Consider the following 14192-nt stretch of genomic DNA (forward strand, 5'->3'; position numbering starts at 1 on the left):
GACTTATTCAAACAGCTCTGCCGCCTCTTTTACACATTCAGCCATTCCGGCCCTTATCAATTGAATGAGCTGCTTTTCTGTGTGTTCAGATTGCTGAATTTGTGTCGCAGCGATGAGCATATCCCCCTCTGCCTGTCTGTCTCTCAGCACTTTCGTCCGTTCTGCTTCCGCAGCCATAAGGATGTTGACGAAGGATTGATCTGATACATATCCATTGATCAAAATCCAGATCGAAAACCCTGTCATGACACATATGAAAACGGATAGCTCACCATCCTCATACGTTCGATACACGAAATGGGCAAGCCTTCCTGATGACGCCATCGCACACGTTTCCGGCAGATGAAAACCGTTTTCTGATAGATAAGCCGTCAGCCCATCGATTGGATCCGCCTGAAACGGCAGCCTTTTATGGATAAGCGTCCTGCTCCACGAAAACCCCGCACCGACAGGAGCTGAGGACAATGTGCGAAGCGGGAGGTCCGTTTGAAGGATAATGTCATCACGCCCCGCTTGGAGCATTGCTTCAAATGGGATGCGCAGCTGGTCCGCACTGGCTTTTTCAGGCTGAATCACAATCATCGGTTTAGAGGAGCTGTGATGAACCAAAGCAGTGATATCTGTATCGTACACCGCCTTTATATGATGTTCTGTGACCGCATATTCCGGCTTTTGCTTAGGTCCGGCTGTACCGTTTTTCATAAACAAGAGCTTGTCACAATACAGGCTCGCAGTATTCAAATCATGAAAAACGCTGACAACCGCCAATCCGCTTTCTCTTGTCAGGCGTTTGATCAGATCGAGCAATTCTTTTTGATAAGACAGATCGAGAAAATTGGTCGGCTCGTCCAAAAATAACATACGCGGCTGCTGCGCCAAAGCTTGGGCTACATACACCCGCTGCTGTTCACCTCCGCTTAATTCACGGATCGATTTTTGAGCAAATGCAGCTACTCCTGTTTGCTCCATTGCTTCCATTACAATGGCTTCATCCTTTTCAGTCTGCTGTCTGAACAGCCCTGTTTGGAATGGATATCTGCCGAAAGCTACCGTTTCTTTGACGGTAAAGGTAAAGGCTTGATCCGTTTTTTGCGGCAGGACAGCCATCATGCGCGCCAGTTCCTTCGGTTTATAGTCCGCGAGTAGTTTGCCAGCTAGATAAACGCTGCCTTCCTTCGCCGGCAGCGTACCTGTCAGCAAGTGCAAAAGTGTCGTTTTTCCGCTGCCATTAGGGCCGAGAATTCCGAGAAATTCACCCCGCTCTACTGTTAAGCTGACATTGCTGATCAGCCTGCTGTCTCCATATCCTCCCGACAGTCCTTCTGCTTTCATCATAAGCTTTTCCCCCCGCGGTGCTGACGAATTAAAATAAGAGCGAAAACAGGCGCTCCCGCCAAGGATGTAATAATCCCAATCGGCAGTTCAATCGGTTCAATAATCGTTCTTGAAAGCAGATCGGCTAACACGAGAAACCCTGCTCCAAGCAAGGCGGAGATAGGCAGTAAATGCCGATGGTCTGTTCCCCACAAAAGCCTTGTAATATGCGGAATGAGAAGGCCGACAAAGCCGATCGTGCCTGATACAGCAACAGCGCTCCCCGTCAAAAGAGAGCCCGCTATTAAAATCAGCACTTTTCTCTGCTGGACACTGACTCCGAGAAGCCTTGCTTTATCTTCTCCATAAGTCATCACATTCAGCTCTCTTCCGTTTATCATCAGTAAAATCGTTCCTAAAAGAAAAAACGGGAGAAACAACATAATATAGCTCCAGCCCCTCATCGAGACGCTGCCAAGCAGCCAGTGCACAATCGGCAGCAGATTGTCGCCTGTAAGGGCAATAATAAGAGAAATAAAAGCGCCTAAAAATGAGTTGATGATGACACCGGTCAAAATGAGGGTGGAAACAGTCATCGATGCATGCACGAGGCGGCTAAAGGATAGGACAGCCGCAATCGTAACAAGTGCCGCGGCTACACTCACAATCGGGAGTGTGAACCCTCCGATGACAGGAAGCTGCAAGCCGAAGAACAGGGTCACCACCGCGCCGACTGAAGCACCGGACGAAACGCCCAGCGTGTAGGGATCAGCAAGCGGGTTCTTCAGCAGCCCCTGAAAAGCGGTCCCTGCGATAGAAAGAGCCGCCCCCACAAGGGCGGCCAGCACAACTCTCGGCAGTCTGATATTCATTATAATATTGGTGTACATCGGGTCATCAGAGCCAATAGAGCCGCCAAAGCATTCATACCAAAAGACACGAAAGATAGCGGGGATGGGAATTTGCAGGCTTCCGCAAGAAATTCCTATCACGATGCAGGCAGCTAAAAATGAAAAACTGATGATATATGCGGCATAACGATTATTCCTTAAACGTATTCGGGTAAATGCTTTCCGCAAGTTCCTCGACCCCTTCGATCAGACGGGGACCGGAGCGTGTCACGAGATCAGGATCCACATCATACACGCGATGATGTTTCACAGCATTGATGTCACTCCAGCCATCACGTTTTTCCACTGCTTTCGCTTTCACCCCATCTGTTGTCACAATAGCGTCAGGATTGAGTTTTACGATCGCCTCGTCTGTCATTTGCACCCAGCCTGTTTGGTCTGCTGCTGCGTTTTTAGCATGGATGACATTCAGCATTTCATTCATGAACGTGTCTTTTCCGGTTGTGTAAATGTCAGGATCAGGAGAAACCTCGATAAATACGCTTTTCTCCTCGTCTTTTGAAATGGTTTTTGCTTTATCTTGAATATCCTGCAAATCTGATTTCATGTTTTTTACAAGCTGATCGGCTTTTTTCTCTGCCCCGGCAGCTTCTCCGATCATTTCGATTGACTTGTACACCTCGGAAAATGATTTTGCATCATTGACAGTCAGCACAGTAATGCCCGCGTCCTTCAGCTGTTTGATGGCATCAGCTGAAGCTGACATGGAAGATTCATGGGCAAGAACGAGATCTGGCTTTAGAGACATGACTTTCTCAACGTTTATATTCATATCTCCGACCTTCTCAACCTTTTTGACTTCCTTTGGGTATGTATCGTTTGTGGTGACGCCGACCATTTTGTCACCGAGGCCGAGAGCGTATGTGATTTCTGTATTGCTCGGCAGTAATGAAACAATCTTGTTCGGCTTCTTTTTAATGGTCACTTCTTGATTTGACGCATCATCAATCGTGACAGGAAACGCTTCAGATGCTTCTGTCTTTTGCTTCGCCTTTGGATTATTCTGATCCGCTGTATTGCCGCAGCCGGCGATCATAACAGCAGCCAGCAAAAGCGAAATCCATATTCCGGCTCTTTTTTTCATAACCTTGCCTCCTAAGTAAACTAAAAAAGCATCTCTACGACGGTAAAGATGCTGTAAACAACACAAAAAAAGCCTATTGTTTACACATCATCTGTCCTCGCAGACTTCGTGCTGGTCAAACAGGCAGGTATCCTGGCTCTTGGCATTTTGTCCAATTACAGTGGCGGGACCGCACCGGCTTGTACCGGTTTCCCTATTAAGCCGGCTGTTGTTCACGGACCGGCACCTATTTGACATTCGTATCCTTTTTTCGGAGTAATTATACTATAGGACTGACAAGCTTGTATACGAGTCCTGAATGACTTTCTCCCGTTAAATGTATGCGAGCAAAATCCTCGTAAACACTAAATTTGATCTAGTATACTTAATAACATCATCATGAAAAAGGAATGATTCTTATGGATTTACAGCTAAGAGACAAACTCGTTTTAATCACCGGCTCAACTTCTGGCATCGGGAAAGCTGCGGCAAAAAGCTTTCTGCAAGAGGGAGCGGCAGTCATTGTTAACGGACGCAAACAAGAGACTGTCGACCGCACGATTGAAGAGCTATCTGCATACGGAACTGTTCACGGTGCGGCTGCCGATTTGTCAAAAACAGATGAAGCTGCGGCTTTTATTACAAAAGTAAATGAAATCGGTGATATCGATATCCTTGTGAACAACCTTGGTTTCTTCGAGGTAAAAGACTTTGCCGATGTGACAGATGAAGAGTGGAATCAATATTTTGAAGTGAACGTGATGAGCGCAGTTCGGACAAGCCGTCACTTCCTTCCAAAAATGCTTGCTAAAAACAGCGGACGCATTTTAAATATCGCAAGTGAAGCAGGCATCAAACCGATTCCGACGATGATTCCATACTCAATGACAAAAACGGCGCTGATCAGCCTTTCAAGAGGAATGGCAGAAATGACGAAAGGCACAAATGTAACAGTAAACTCAGTCCTTCCGGGACCCACTTGGACAGAAGGCGTGGCCTCTTACATGGAAGGCGCCGCACAAGCTGCCGGACAGGATACAGATACATTTATCAACGACTATTTCAAAGTTAATGAGCCGACTTCGCTGATACAGCGATACGCGACAGCAGAGGAGGTCGCCAACACAATCACATTCCTCGCGTCTGATGCCGCATCAGCTATTAACGGCACGGCACAGCGCGTCGAAGGCGGCATCATCCGTTCACTTTAATACGCAAAAAACGCATCCGTATCTCGGATGCGTTTTTTTATACCTCACCAGCGAATGGAACCGGCTGATAGCCGCCTGTTTCCAAGGTTGCTGAAAACAATCCTCCCGCATGGGGCTGCTCGTGTCTTTCTTTTTCTGTCATTTGTTCTGTTGCCGTTGTGATATAAAGGGTTTTTAAGTCTTTGCCGCCGAATGCGCAGCACGTGACATATTTAGCCGGGACGCTGATTGAATCGATTTCTTTTTTCTGAAATGGGTCAATATGAGCAACGCGGCCGCCCCCAAACAGCGCCACCCACAGCATACCATTTTGGTCGATGGTCATGCCGTCCGGCAATCCGTCTGTTTGATCAAAACGATAGACGGGCTTTGGATTTGAGACATTTCCGCTTTTAGGATCATAGCTGTAGCACATAATTTCCTGAGTAGGTGTATCTATGTAATACATCAAATTCCGCTCGCGATCCCAATCCAAACCGTTCGAGGTGGAAACTTGATCCTTCATTTTGATAAGTCTGCCGTCTGGGTCCAAACGGTATAGCGAGGCTTGTTTTTGCTCGCCTTCCATACTTGTCGTCCCCGCCCACAGCCGTCCGTACGGATCACACTTTGCGTCATTAAAACGCAGGCTCTCATGCATATCTTTCGGCTGTTTGATTTTTTCTAAGCTGTCTTCTTGAAGATGATAAAGGTAAAACCCATCCTTCATTGTCATCACCAGCTCATCCTTTGAATATTTCGCAAGCGCCGTCACAAAAGATGTAAACTTGATCGACCGGTTGATTTTTTCTAGAGGGTCGAAGATATGGAGCTCACTCCCTAAAATATCAACCCAATATAAGCGCCCGTTTTCTTCATCCCATAACGGGCCTTCACCAATTACCGCCCGAGTATCTGCTTCCAATACAGCATCCATGAATGTTACACCTCTTTAGCTTCAGTCTATACCTTGTTATTCCCTGTAAAGAGATGTCCAAACCTATTTATTGTTTTTGGAATAGGATGGTAATGACCGAACCAATGTTTATTCTGCTGTTCACATGAATCGTTCCATTATGCAGATGGACAAGCTCCTTGGCAATCGCAAGCCCGAGACCAGTTCCGGCAGCAGAGTCTTTCGTGTTCGTTCCTCTATAGTATCGGTTAAATAAATTGGTGATCGTTTCTTCATCCATTCCCTTCCCGTTGTCCTTCACCTTCAAAGAAATGTGATTTTTTGTTTGTTCCAGAATGACCTGAATCTCTGTTCCTTTGTCATTGTGCTTCACGGCATTTCCAAGGAGATTTTCTAATATGCGCCTGAACCATGCTTCATCAAGCGCAAATTCGATGTGCTCTTCTTTGGAGACAAAAAAGACATCATACCCTTCGGAAAACGGATTTTTCTTAAAATCTTCAATGACATTTTTAAAAAACGGGATCAGGTTTGTAAGCTTTCTTTCAATTGGAAGGGCATCATTTTTCAGCCGATAGGTTAAATTTAAATCTTCTATCAGCTTGGACATGTATTCGGATTTTTCTCTGACAACCTGCCCCATTTCTTTCACTTCATCCGGCGACCAGTCATACTGCTTCGACTCGAGCATCATGCTGTAGCCGTAAATGCTGCTTAGCGGTGTTTTTAAGTCATGCGACAACCCGGCAATCCATTCTTCCCTTGTCGCCTGGATTTTTTCTCTGTTCCTTTTATCACGACTCAGCGTTTCAGTCAGCTGATCCATTGATTCAAAAATCTCACCGAAGAAACGGTACGGATGTTTGATTTTCCCCTTTTTGTTTTTGCTGACAGGGCGGCCTTTTCGGTTTTTCGGTTCTTCAAGTTTTCCTTTTGATAGATTGACCAGCCATTTAATCGTGTGAAAAATCGGCAGCCCAAATCGGAACATATACCAAACGGTCATCCAAATAATATATAAGAACAAAACGGCCAGAACGAGGAACATCGCCTTTAGCACAACCTTCAGAAACGAATCGTTAAATTCCTGATCAGTGACATACACAGGGTTTGGCACTGTAGCGACCAGCCATCTGTCTTGATTGAGGATGTTAACGGACATTTCCCGCTTATAGTTCCAAGGTTTAGAGCTGTATTTGAGCAGCTCCAGCTGGTTTATCGTTTCTCTTTCACTTTTTGTGCTGTTCATGCTGTCGAGAATCTTTCCATTGCTGTCTAACAGGTAAATGGCGCCTTTTTGCCGCTTAATATACTCAATGGTACTGGACTTATAATGCGATAGAGAGTCTATCTTTTGTTCGCGTTTTCTAACGGAAGTCAGCAGCTGTTCGCTCTTTGACTTCCAGCCGGACAACAGAAGATACGATTTATCTTCAATATTGATGGCCCAATAATTCACCCTATAATGATTAAATTTTTTGGTTTTATAAATAGATAAAAGCTCTTTTTTCGTAAAGTCGCTGGGCACGTCTTTCGGCACGCTGTAGGAATAAGCGTTTTTCCCCTTCGAATCAATGATTTGCATCCAGCCGTCCTGTTTATCGACAGATTTCTTCAGGAAATTATCCACTTCCCATGTCCCGTCTTCATTTACATCGAGGTATGCCTCAAGTGTATCGGTCGTTGCCTTCGTCAGCCCTGAATTGGATTCCGCATCGCTAAATCGCGAGTCTAAATAGAAAAACGAAGCAACAAGCATAACCGTGAGCAACAGAATGACAATCAGCATCTGCCCGAAGAAGTGAAACAGAAACTTCCATCTTAATCTCATGACCGCTTGCCTTCAGGATTCGGGATAAAACGATAACCGAGACCGCGAACAGTTACAATATACTCCGGATTGCTCGGATCGCGTTCTATCTTCTCTCTAAGCTTGCGAATATGAACCATGACGGTATTATTATCACCGTAGGAAGGATACCCCCACACTTTTTCATAAATTTGATCTTTGGAGAGCACAACGTTAGGGTGTTCACAAAAATACTGTAAAAGCTGCAAAAGCTGAGCTGAACAAGCGACGGCTTCCCCGCCTGCAATCAGTTCAGCATTTTGCGGAGAGAATGTAAAATAATCATATGTATAGGTTTGAGCTGCATTCGTTTCTTTCGATTGGTATGTGCGCTTAAGATGCGCTCTGATCCGCGCCGCTAATTCAAGCGGATTAAACGGTTTTGTGATATAGTCATCAGCCCCCACCGCAAAGCCAGACAATTTGTCGGCATCGGATGATCTTGCCGTCAGGAAAAAAATCGGAGCCTCAGAGTACTCTCTGATCATCGTGCAGGCTTCAAAACCTGACATTCCGCCCATCATGACATCAAGCACAATCAAATCAACCTTATTGGCTTTCACAACCGGGATCGCTTCCTCTGCGCTTGCCGCATCAAGTAAATTTCGATAACCTTCTTTTTTGAGAACGCGTTTGATCATATCCACAATCGCTTTCTCATCGTCCACAATTAAAATTGACGCATTTTCCACTTTTATGTTCCTTTCTGTCTCTTTTTTTTTCATCTTATCATTATATCGTTTATTTTTGGTACATTTTTGAATGGGTTCGCCTTATCTAGGCAGGGCAAACAAAAAACGGGAACACGTCAGTTCCCGTCTTTCATATTTTCAGATAATAAATAATTATGAGTTCTCGTCTGCCATATACAAAATAAACTCCCAAAACCCTGGAACGTCCTGGCATAAAAGCATATCAGCCTTTTCAAACATTTTGATCTTCAGCTCTTGCTCTAAATCTTCTCTTTCTTGGTAGGATGTATTGCTGAGTTTTTTTCTGATCATCGGTGAAAAGCATTCGATCAGATGTTCAATGTCAAATGTATCGTCTTCTTGGTTCTTGTATTCAAAATAACCGTTCACGCTTACGTTTCCCCCTTTTTTGCTCCGCTAGCTGTTTTCTGATATTCTCAAGCCCTTTTTTATGAATGTTAGAGATGTTTTGCCTGGACTCCCCTAATGAATCGGCAATTTCTTGCATCGTGGCACCGTGAAGATAGACTTTTGTCAGTACGCTTTTTTGTTTGTCAGTCAGCATTTGGATCGCTTGATAGAGCTGATAATCCTGAACATGCTGGCTCAAATCATCCTGCATATCTAAAAATGCTTCAAACGTATCGCTTCCTGTTTCAGAAGGAAGCCGTTCTCCTGCTTCCGGATGATCAACCGTCAGCGGATACCGTTTTTGGTTTTTGCGAACCCGCTTATCAAAATCAATAGAAAAGATACGGATCATTGAATTCATATACTTGACGATGCGGATTTCTTTATAAAATTGCTTAAATTGCTCGTCCAATGATTGTGCATCTTTTTCATTCGGGCTTTCCATTACGCTTTTGAATAAACGATAATGCTGAGGATTGCTCAAAAAATGCTTCACGATGGGATGCTTCATTATCTCCTTACATTTTGACCGTAAAAGTTCTTGATAGTCCATCAAACCGCCTCCCTACTAAATTAAATGAAGGAAAGCAAAAAAAAGTAAACTACTACTTTCTAACTAGCGATTGTCTTACATACTTCAGCCGCAGTTTACGTTTTCTTAGATTTCCTTCACTTACATACATGACTGTAAAAAAAGAAGGGAGGTATTTTCCTATGGATCAGGTGTTTATAGAGGAGGTCGTGAAACAAATCGGAAATCTGGGGTTTCCTGCGCTGATTGCGATGTACCTGCTGACCCGATTTGAGAAAAAGTTTGATCAGCTTATCGAACTGATGACAGAGCTGAAAGATCAAAAAGCAAAAAAATAATTTTCAATCGAAGTTGACTTTTCACTGTATTTTTTCACTTAACAAGGAAGAAGGGAAAACGAAAGGCCTTTCACCTTCTCTTTCTGTTATTACATTTCCATTCTAAGGAGGAAACATTTTATGAAAAAACAAAATGACATTCCACAGCCAATTAGAGGAGACGAAGGAGCAACAGTAAAAATCCCGCGTAATATTGAAAGAGACCGCCAAAATCCAGATATGCTCGTTCCGCCGGAGACTGATAATGGCACAGTAAGCAATATGAAATTTTCATTCTCTGATACTCATAACCGCTTAGAAAAAGGCGGATATGCCCGTGAAGTAACAGTACGGGAGCTGCCGATTTCCGAAAACCTCGCATCTGTCAATATGCGCTTGAAGCCTGGCGCCATTCGCGAGCTGCATTGGCACAAAGAAGCAGAATGGGCTTATATGATTTATGGAAGTGCAAGAGTTACCATTGTGGATGAAAAGGGGCGCAGCTTTATTGATGATGTAGGCGAAGGAGATCTTTGGTATTTCCCATCGGGCCTGCCGCACTCCATTCAAGCATTGGATGAGGGAGCCGAGTTCCTGCTCGTATTTGACGATGGTTCATTCTCTGAAAACAGTACGTTCCAGCTGACAGACTGGCTTGCCCACACGCCTAAAGACGTCATCGCTGCAAACTTCGGCGTAACACAAGAAGATATTTCTCATTTACCAGAAAAAGAGAAATATATTTTTGAAGAACCAGTCCCAGGATGCTTGAAAGATGACATTGTAGAAGGACCGAATGGCGAAGCGCCTTATCCGTTTACTTACCGCCTTCTTGAACAGGAGCCAATTAAATCAGAAGGCGGAAAAGTCTATATTGCAGATTCTACAAACTTCAAAGTGTCTAAAACGATTGCATCTGCGCTCGTAACAGTGAAACCCGGCGCCATGAGAGAACTGCATTGGCACCCGAATACTCACGAATGGCAATACTACATCTCCGGAAAAGCAAAAATGACCGTTTTTGCTTCTGACGGTCATGCCAGAACATTTAACTACCAAGCCGGTGATGTCGGATATGTTCCCTTTGCAATGGGCCATTACGTTGAAAACGTTGGGGACGAACCGCTTGTCTTTTTAGAAATCTTTAAAGACGATCATTATGCCGATGTCTCTTTAAACCAATGGCTTGCCATGCTTCCTGAAACATTAGTTCAACAGCATCTTGATTTAGGAAAAGACTTTACTGATTTTTTTTCAAAAGAAAAACATCCGGTAGTGAAAAAGAAAAACAGTAAATAAAAAAAGCCAGCTTGCAGAGAGCAATCGTTCTCTGCGAGTCTTTATAAGGAGATGTACCAGTGAAATATCAAATGTCTTTCAAATGTTTTTTGCGGCTCTTTATAACGTATTTACTGGCCGCTTCGGCAGTGGTGTTGACCTATTTTGCCGTCATGTTTATATTGTTTTCTATAGCAGGGACGAGCTACCGTTCAGTAGCTCATATCCTGCTTTTTTCCGTGTTATTTTTAGTCCTTGGGCTATGCTTTGAACCATTTGAACGGCTCATGGTACATAGTTTTACTTTTTTCAAGACAGATAAACGCTTAGTCATTCTCCTCGCTGGCATTGTCCAGCTGCTTTTTTTGTGGATGACTGCATATACAACTGACGAAATAATGAGCGACATCTGGCTGTCCACCACAGAAGAAATGATCATCGCAGCCGTTTTTTTGCTTTTAGACAAATGCAATTCAGCCCTTCCCAGCTAAAAAAAGAACGCATCCTTTTGGAATGCGTTCTTTTTATTCATAGCGAAGCGCGTCTACAGGCTGAAGCTTGGATGCCTTGATGGACGGGAGCAAGCCGAAAACAATTCCGACCGCCATAGAAAAGATGAGTGATCCGATAACAGCCGGAACGGAGACGATAAAAGGCATCGGAAAAACGACCGTCAGCAGCTTCGCAATGCCAAATCCTGCTAGAACACCGAGTATACCGCCAATGCTTGTCAGCACGACAGCTTCGGTTAGAAATTGAAATAAAATCACACGCCTCTTAGCACCAAGTGCTTTCTTAATCCCGATTTCCCGCGTGCGCTCCGTGACGGAAACGAGCATAATATTCATGACGCCAATGCCGCCTACCAAAAGTGAAATACTCGCGATTCCGCCAAGCAGCAATGCAAATGACTGATTAAAAGACTCCACTTCCTGTGCGATCTCCTGAAGATCCATCACACTGTACTCTGCTTTTTCCAATTCAGCTTCGGACAGTCCCTGATTCAAAAGGTCCGCCGCCATTACACCGGCTTCCTGGATACGATCAGATGAACCAGCCTGCACGGCAATCTGCGTTGGCGCGTCAAAGCCTTCAATAAGCGGCCACCCTTTTTTCGGCACATACAAAACCGGGTTCGCATAATCGCCTTCAAACATGCTTTCCTGCAGATCGTTTTCTTTAAAAACACCGGCCACTTTAAACGGCACACCGTTCATCTCAATGTTTTTATGTAGGGCATCTCCGTCTGGAAACAGTTCATCTCTGACAGCTTCATTGATCATTACCACTTGATAGGTGCTTTTTAAATCCTTTTCTGTCAGTTTTCTCCCTTCGATTATACGGATTGGGAACATATCGAAGTAATCATCATCAACTCCGTATACTTGAGGATACGAGACATTTGTTAAATGAAAAACACTCGCGCCTTCTGACAAGTAATATAAAGATAATCCTTTGACCATAGGATCAGATTTGATCGTTTTTATTGTTTCCTCGGCCACAGGCGGCGCCGATGTATACGAAAGCGGGGAGCCTCCTCCCTCCTCTTTTCCGCTTGATGGCTGGTAGACAACGTTGATCGCATTATTTCCCATACCGATCATGCTCTGCTTTAGCTGTTCGCTTTGGCCTTTTAGCATCGAAACAATTGCAATGATTGCAGCAATGCCGATAATCACACCGAGCATCGTCAGAATCGATCTTAATTTATGAGAGAAAATGGATTGAAAGGAGATGCGAATATGTTCAAGCATGGCTGATATCCCCTCTCTCATCTAATACCAGTTCTCCATCTCTAATAAAAATCGTTTTGTCAGCTTTTCTGGCGACGTCTGGGTCATGAGTAATCATAATAATGGTCTTGCCTTCCTGATGCAGCTCAGAAAACAGCGCCAAAATTTGCTCACTTGATTTCGTATCAAGCGCCCCGGTCGGTTCATCAGCTAAAATAAACTTTGGCTGATTGACAAGGGCCCTTGCTATCGCCACCCGCTGCTTTTGACCGCCGGACAGCTTAGGGGGTTTGTAGGAGACCCTGTCTTTTAATCCGACCTTTTCCAGCGCTTCATAGGCTCTCTGCCTTCTCTCTTTTTTCTTCACTTTATTGTAAATCATCGGAAGCTCGACATTTTGCAGCGCGGTGAGACGCGGCAGCAGATGAAAGGTTTGAAACACAAATCCGATCGATTCGTTGCGGATTTCAGCTAAGGCACCGTCTTTCCCTTTCAATATGTCTATATGATCAAGCGTGTAGGTTCCGGAGGTTGGTCTGTCCAAACAGCCGATGATATTCATTAACGTCGACTTTCCAGAACCAGAAGGCCCCATGATCGCCAGAAACTCACCAGCCTGGACAGTCAGATTGATATGCTTCAAGATTGGAACTTCTTCTTTTCCCAGCTTGTACGATTTCGAAATATTATTCAGTGTCAGCATTGACTGTAACCTGCTTTCCTTCCTTGACCGCGGAGTCAGGATAGATCACATAATCTTCCAGCGTCAGGCCGCTCTTGATTTCCACCATATCATTTTTATCAGTTTCCCCGATTTCAACTGGCTGTTTGACCGCTTTCTGATTCTCATCCGCTTTCCACACATACGGTTCACCGTCATCCTGAATGATCATGTCAGCGGGCAGCTTGATCGTGTCAGCATCAGCCTCATCACTCACCACTTCGATATTGACATGATAGCCGACTTCGAGACCTTTATGACCGTCTAATAAAATGGTAAACGGATAGTTAGAGGACTGGGGATTCATTTCTTCTTCAGCAAAGCTTTCTGATTCCTCACCCTCGCCTGCTCCCGCGGGAAGCTTGCCGATCGAGGCGACCTTCCCTTTCCACTCGCCTTCACCGCCTGTTTTCAGCGTGACCTTAACTTTGCTGCCTTTTTTGATTGTGTCCATTAACAGCTCATTGATTTGACTTTTGACTAGATATTTGCCCGTCGAAACGATCTGGATATACGGACCTGTTGCCTGATCGCCTGTTGCTCCGTCAGCGATATCCTGATTGACGCTTTGAACGATTCCGTCATGTTTGCTTGTCACGATATGAGAGCCGGTGTTTTTCGTCAGGGCAGCCAGCTCTTTTTGATGTTGCTTAAGCTCAAGCTGGCTTGTTTTTAAGTCGAAATCGGTCTGGTCCAGTTCATCTTGAAGCTGGGATTTCTCTTCCTTTTCGGCCGATTTCAGCTTCTTTTCCGTTTCCGTTATCGATGTTTGTAAACGGCTGATTTGCAGGTTGGTCATTTCAATTTGCAAATTGGCTTGCTCGACATCCTCGGAATGATCCTCCCCCTCATACTCAAAAAGCTTATCACCCTTTTTGACTTGATCACCTTCTTTGACGTATGTTTTTTTCATGCTGCCTTTTTCTGAATCTATATATACTTTCTGCTGTTTCTCAGGCTCAACCTTTCCAGAAAACGTTTGGCCTGACTCCGATTCTCTCCCCATGTATACCGCTACCGACTCGGCATAGGGCTCCGCTTCCGATGAGACGGCCATTCGATTCATGTGAGTAAAAAAGGTAAAAACGCCGGCGCCGATCCCCGCCAATACGAGTACACCGGCACATATCGCACTGCCAATAAGCCATTTTTTCTTCTTGGACACAAGAATCTCCTCTTTCTGTCAATTATGTAATTTACAATTCGTTCTAACCAATATTATCTATTAATCCAAAAAGACTTTCAATCTATTTATTGAAATAAAT

15 protein-coding genes and 1 riboswitch are annotated in these 14192 nt (G+C 44.5%); of the genes, 4 read left to right on the forward strand and 11 right to left on the reverse strand.

Features of this window, described 5'->3' with window-relative positions; translation table 11 throughout:
* Nucleotides 1-3 precede the first annotated feature (3 nt).
* The 3 genes from AAGG74_RS10795 to AAGG74_RS10805 are packed head-to-tail and all read right to left on the reverse strand — an operon-like array spanning nt 4 to nt 3309.
* Nucleotides 4-1332 carry an ABC transporter ATP-binding protein gene (locus AAGG74_RS10795; protein ID WP_429675904.1) on the reverse strand — a complete coding sequence of 443 codons (1329 nt, stop codon included), beginning with the start codon at nt 1330-1332 and terminating at the stop codon, nt 4-6.
* Complete coding sequence (locus AAGG74_RS10800; protein ID WP_429675400.1) at nt 1332-2393, reverse strand: FecCD family ABC transporter permease; 1062 nt, start codon at nt 2391-2393, stop codon at nt 1332-1334. The genes AAGG74_RS10795 and AAGG74_RS10800 overlap by 1 nt, the downstream gene beginning before the upstream one ends.
* A complete protein-coding gene (locus tag AAGG74_RS10805) occupies nt 2356-3309 on the reverse strand; it encodes an ABC transporter substrate-binding protein (RefSeq protein ID WP_429675402.1) in 954 nt (317 codons plus the stop codon). Before AAGG74_RS10805 ends, AAGG74_RS10800 begins: the two co-directional genes overlap by 38 nt.
* A 105-nt stretch (nt 3310-3414) precedes the next feature.
* A riboswitch (cobalamin riboswitch) is annotated at nt 3415-3554 on the reverse strand.
* A 153-nt stretch (nt 3555-3707) separates the two neighbouring features.
* On the opposite strand from AAGG74_RS10805, the gene AAGG74_RS10810 reads away from it, so the two are divergent.
* Complete coding sequence (locus AAGG74_RS10810) at nt 3708-4499, forward strand: SDR family NAD(P)-dependent oxidoreductase (protein ID WP_225493355.1); 792 nt, start codon at nt 3708-3710, stop codon at nt 4497-4499.
* A 37-nt stretch (nt 4500-4536) separates the two neighbouring features.
* On the opposite strand, the gene AAGG74_RS10815 is transcribed toward AAGG74_RS10810, so the two are convergent.
* The 5 genes from AAGG74_RS10815 to AAGG74_RS10835 form a co-directional block, all read right to left on the reverse strand.
* Entirely contained in the window at nt 4537-5415 is an 879-nt protein-coding gene (locus AAGG74_RS10815; protein ID WP_162103530.1) for an SMP-30/gluconolactonase/LRE family protein, read from the reverse strand.
* 67 nt (nt 5416-5482) lie between these two features.
* Nucleotides 5483-7225: a two-component system sensor histidine kinase YvrG gene (gene yvrG / locus AAGG74_RS10820; RefSeq protein WP_162103531.1), complete on the reverse strand. Its 1743-nt coding sequence runs from the start codon at nt 7223-7225 to the stop codon at nt 5483-5485.
* Entirely contained in the window at nt 7222-7935 is a 714-nt protein-coding gene (gene yvrH / locus AAGG74_RS10825) for a two-component system response regulator YvrH (RefSeq protein WP_162103532.1), read from the reverse strand. Before yvrH ends, yvrG begins: the two co-directional genes overlap by 4 nt.
* Nucleotides 7936-8088: 153 nt before the next feature.
* Nucleotides 8089-8325 (reverse strand): sigma-O factor regulator RsoA, encoded by a 237-nt coding sequence (gene rsoA, locus AAGG74_RS10830; RefSeq protein ID WP_162103533.1) that lies wholly within the window; start codon nt 8323-8325, stop codon nt 8089-8091.
* A complete protein-coding gene (locus tag AAGG74_RS10835; protein WP_162103534.1) occupies nt 8309-8857 on the reverse strand; it encodes a sigma-70 family RNA polymerase sigma factor in 549 nt (182 codons plus the stop codon). The genes rsoA and AAGG74_RS10835 overlap by 17 nt, the downstream gene beginning before the upstream one ends.
* 203 nt (nt 8858-9060) lie before the next feature.
* On the opposite strand from AAGG74_RS10835, the gene AAGG74_RS10840 reads away from it, so the two are divergent.
* From AAGG74_RS10840 to AAGG74_RS10850, 3 genes are all read left to right on the forward strand, one after another.
* On the forward strand, nt 9061-9216 hold the full coding sequence (locus AAGG74_RS10840) for a YvrJ family protein (RefSeq protein WP_010330059.1): 156 nt from the start codon (nt 9061-9063) through the stop codon (nt 9214-9216).
* Between the two features lie 120 nt (nt 9217-9336).
* The gene (gene oxdC, locus AAGG74_RS10845; RefSeq protein ID WP_429675404.1) at nt 9337-10494 is read left to right on the forward strand and encodes an oxalate decarboxylase; all 1158 of its coding nucleotides are present in this window, start codon (nt 9337-9339) and stop codon (nt 10492-10494) included.
* A 71-nt stretch (nt 10495-10565) separates the two neighbouring features.
* Nucleotides 10566-10964 (forward strand): YrvL family regulatory protein, encoded by a 399-nt coding sequence (locus AAGG74_RS10850; protein ID WP_276019976.1) that lies wholly within the window; start codon nt 10566-10568, stop codon nt 10962-10964.
* A gap of 33 nt (nt 10965-10997) precedes the next feature.
* On the opposite strand, the gene AAGG74_RS10855 is transcribed toward AAGG74_RS10850, so the two are convergent.
* The 3 genes from AAGG74_RS10855 to AAGG74_RS10865 are packed head-to-tail and all read right to left on the reverse strand — an operon-like array spanning nt 10998 to nt 14092.
* Nucleotides 10998-12227: an ABC transporter permease gene (locus AAGG74_RS10855; protein WP_429675405.1), complete on the reverse strand. Its 1230-nt coding sequence runs from the start codon at nt 12225-12227 to the stop codon at nt 10998-11000.
* Nucleotides 12220-12909: an ABC transporter ATP-binding protein gene (locus AAGG74_RS10860; RefSeq protein ID WP_429675406.1), complete on the reverse strand. Its 690-nt coding sequence runs from the start codon at nt 12907-12909 to the stop codon at nt 12220-12222. The genes AAGG74_RS10855 and AAGG74_RS10860 overlap by 8 nt, the downstream gene beginning before the upstream one ends.
* Nucleotides 12893-14092 carry an efflux RND transporter periplasmic adaptor subunit gene (locus AAGG74_RS10865; protein ID WP_429675408.1) on the reverse strand — a complete coding sequence of 400 codons (1200 nt, stop codon included), beginning with the start codon at nt 14090-14092 and terminating at the stop codon, nt 12893-12895. Before AAGG74_RS10865 ends, AAGG74_RS10860 begins: the two co-directional genes overlap by 17 nt.
* Nucleotides 14093-14192: the final 100 nt, after the last annotated feature.

It is taken from the genome of Bacillus mexicanus, from assembly GCF_050445615.1.
GTDB lineage: Bacteria > Bacillota > Bacilli > Bacillales > Bacillaceae > Bacillus > Bacillus mexicanus.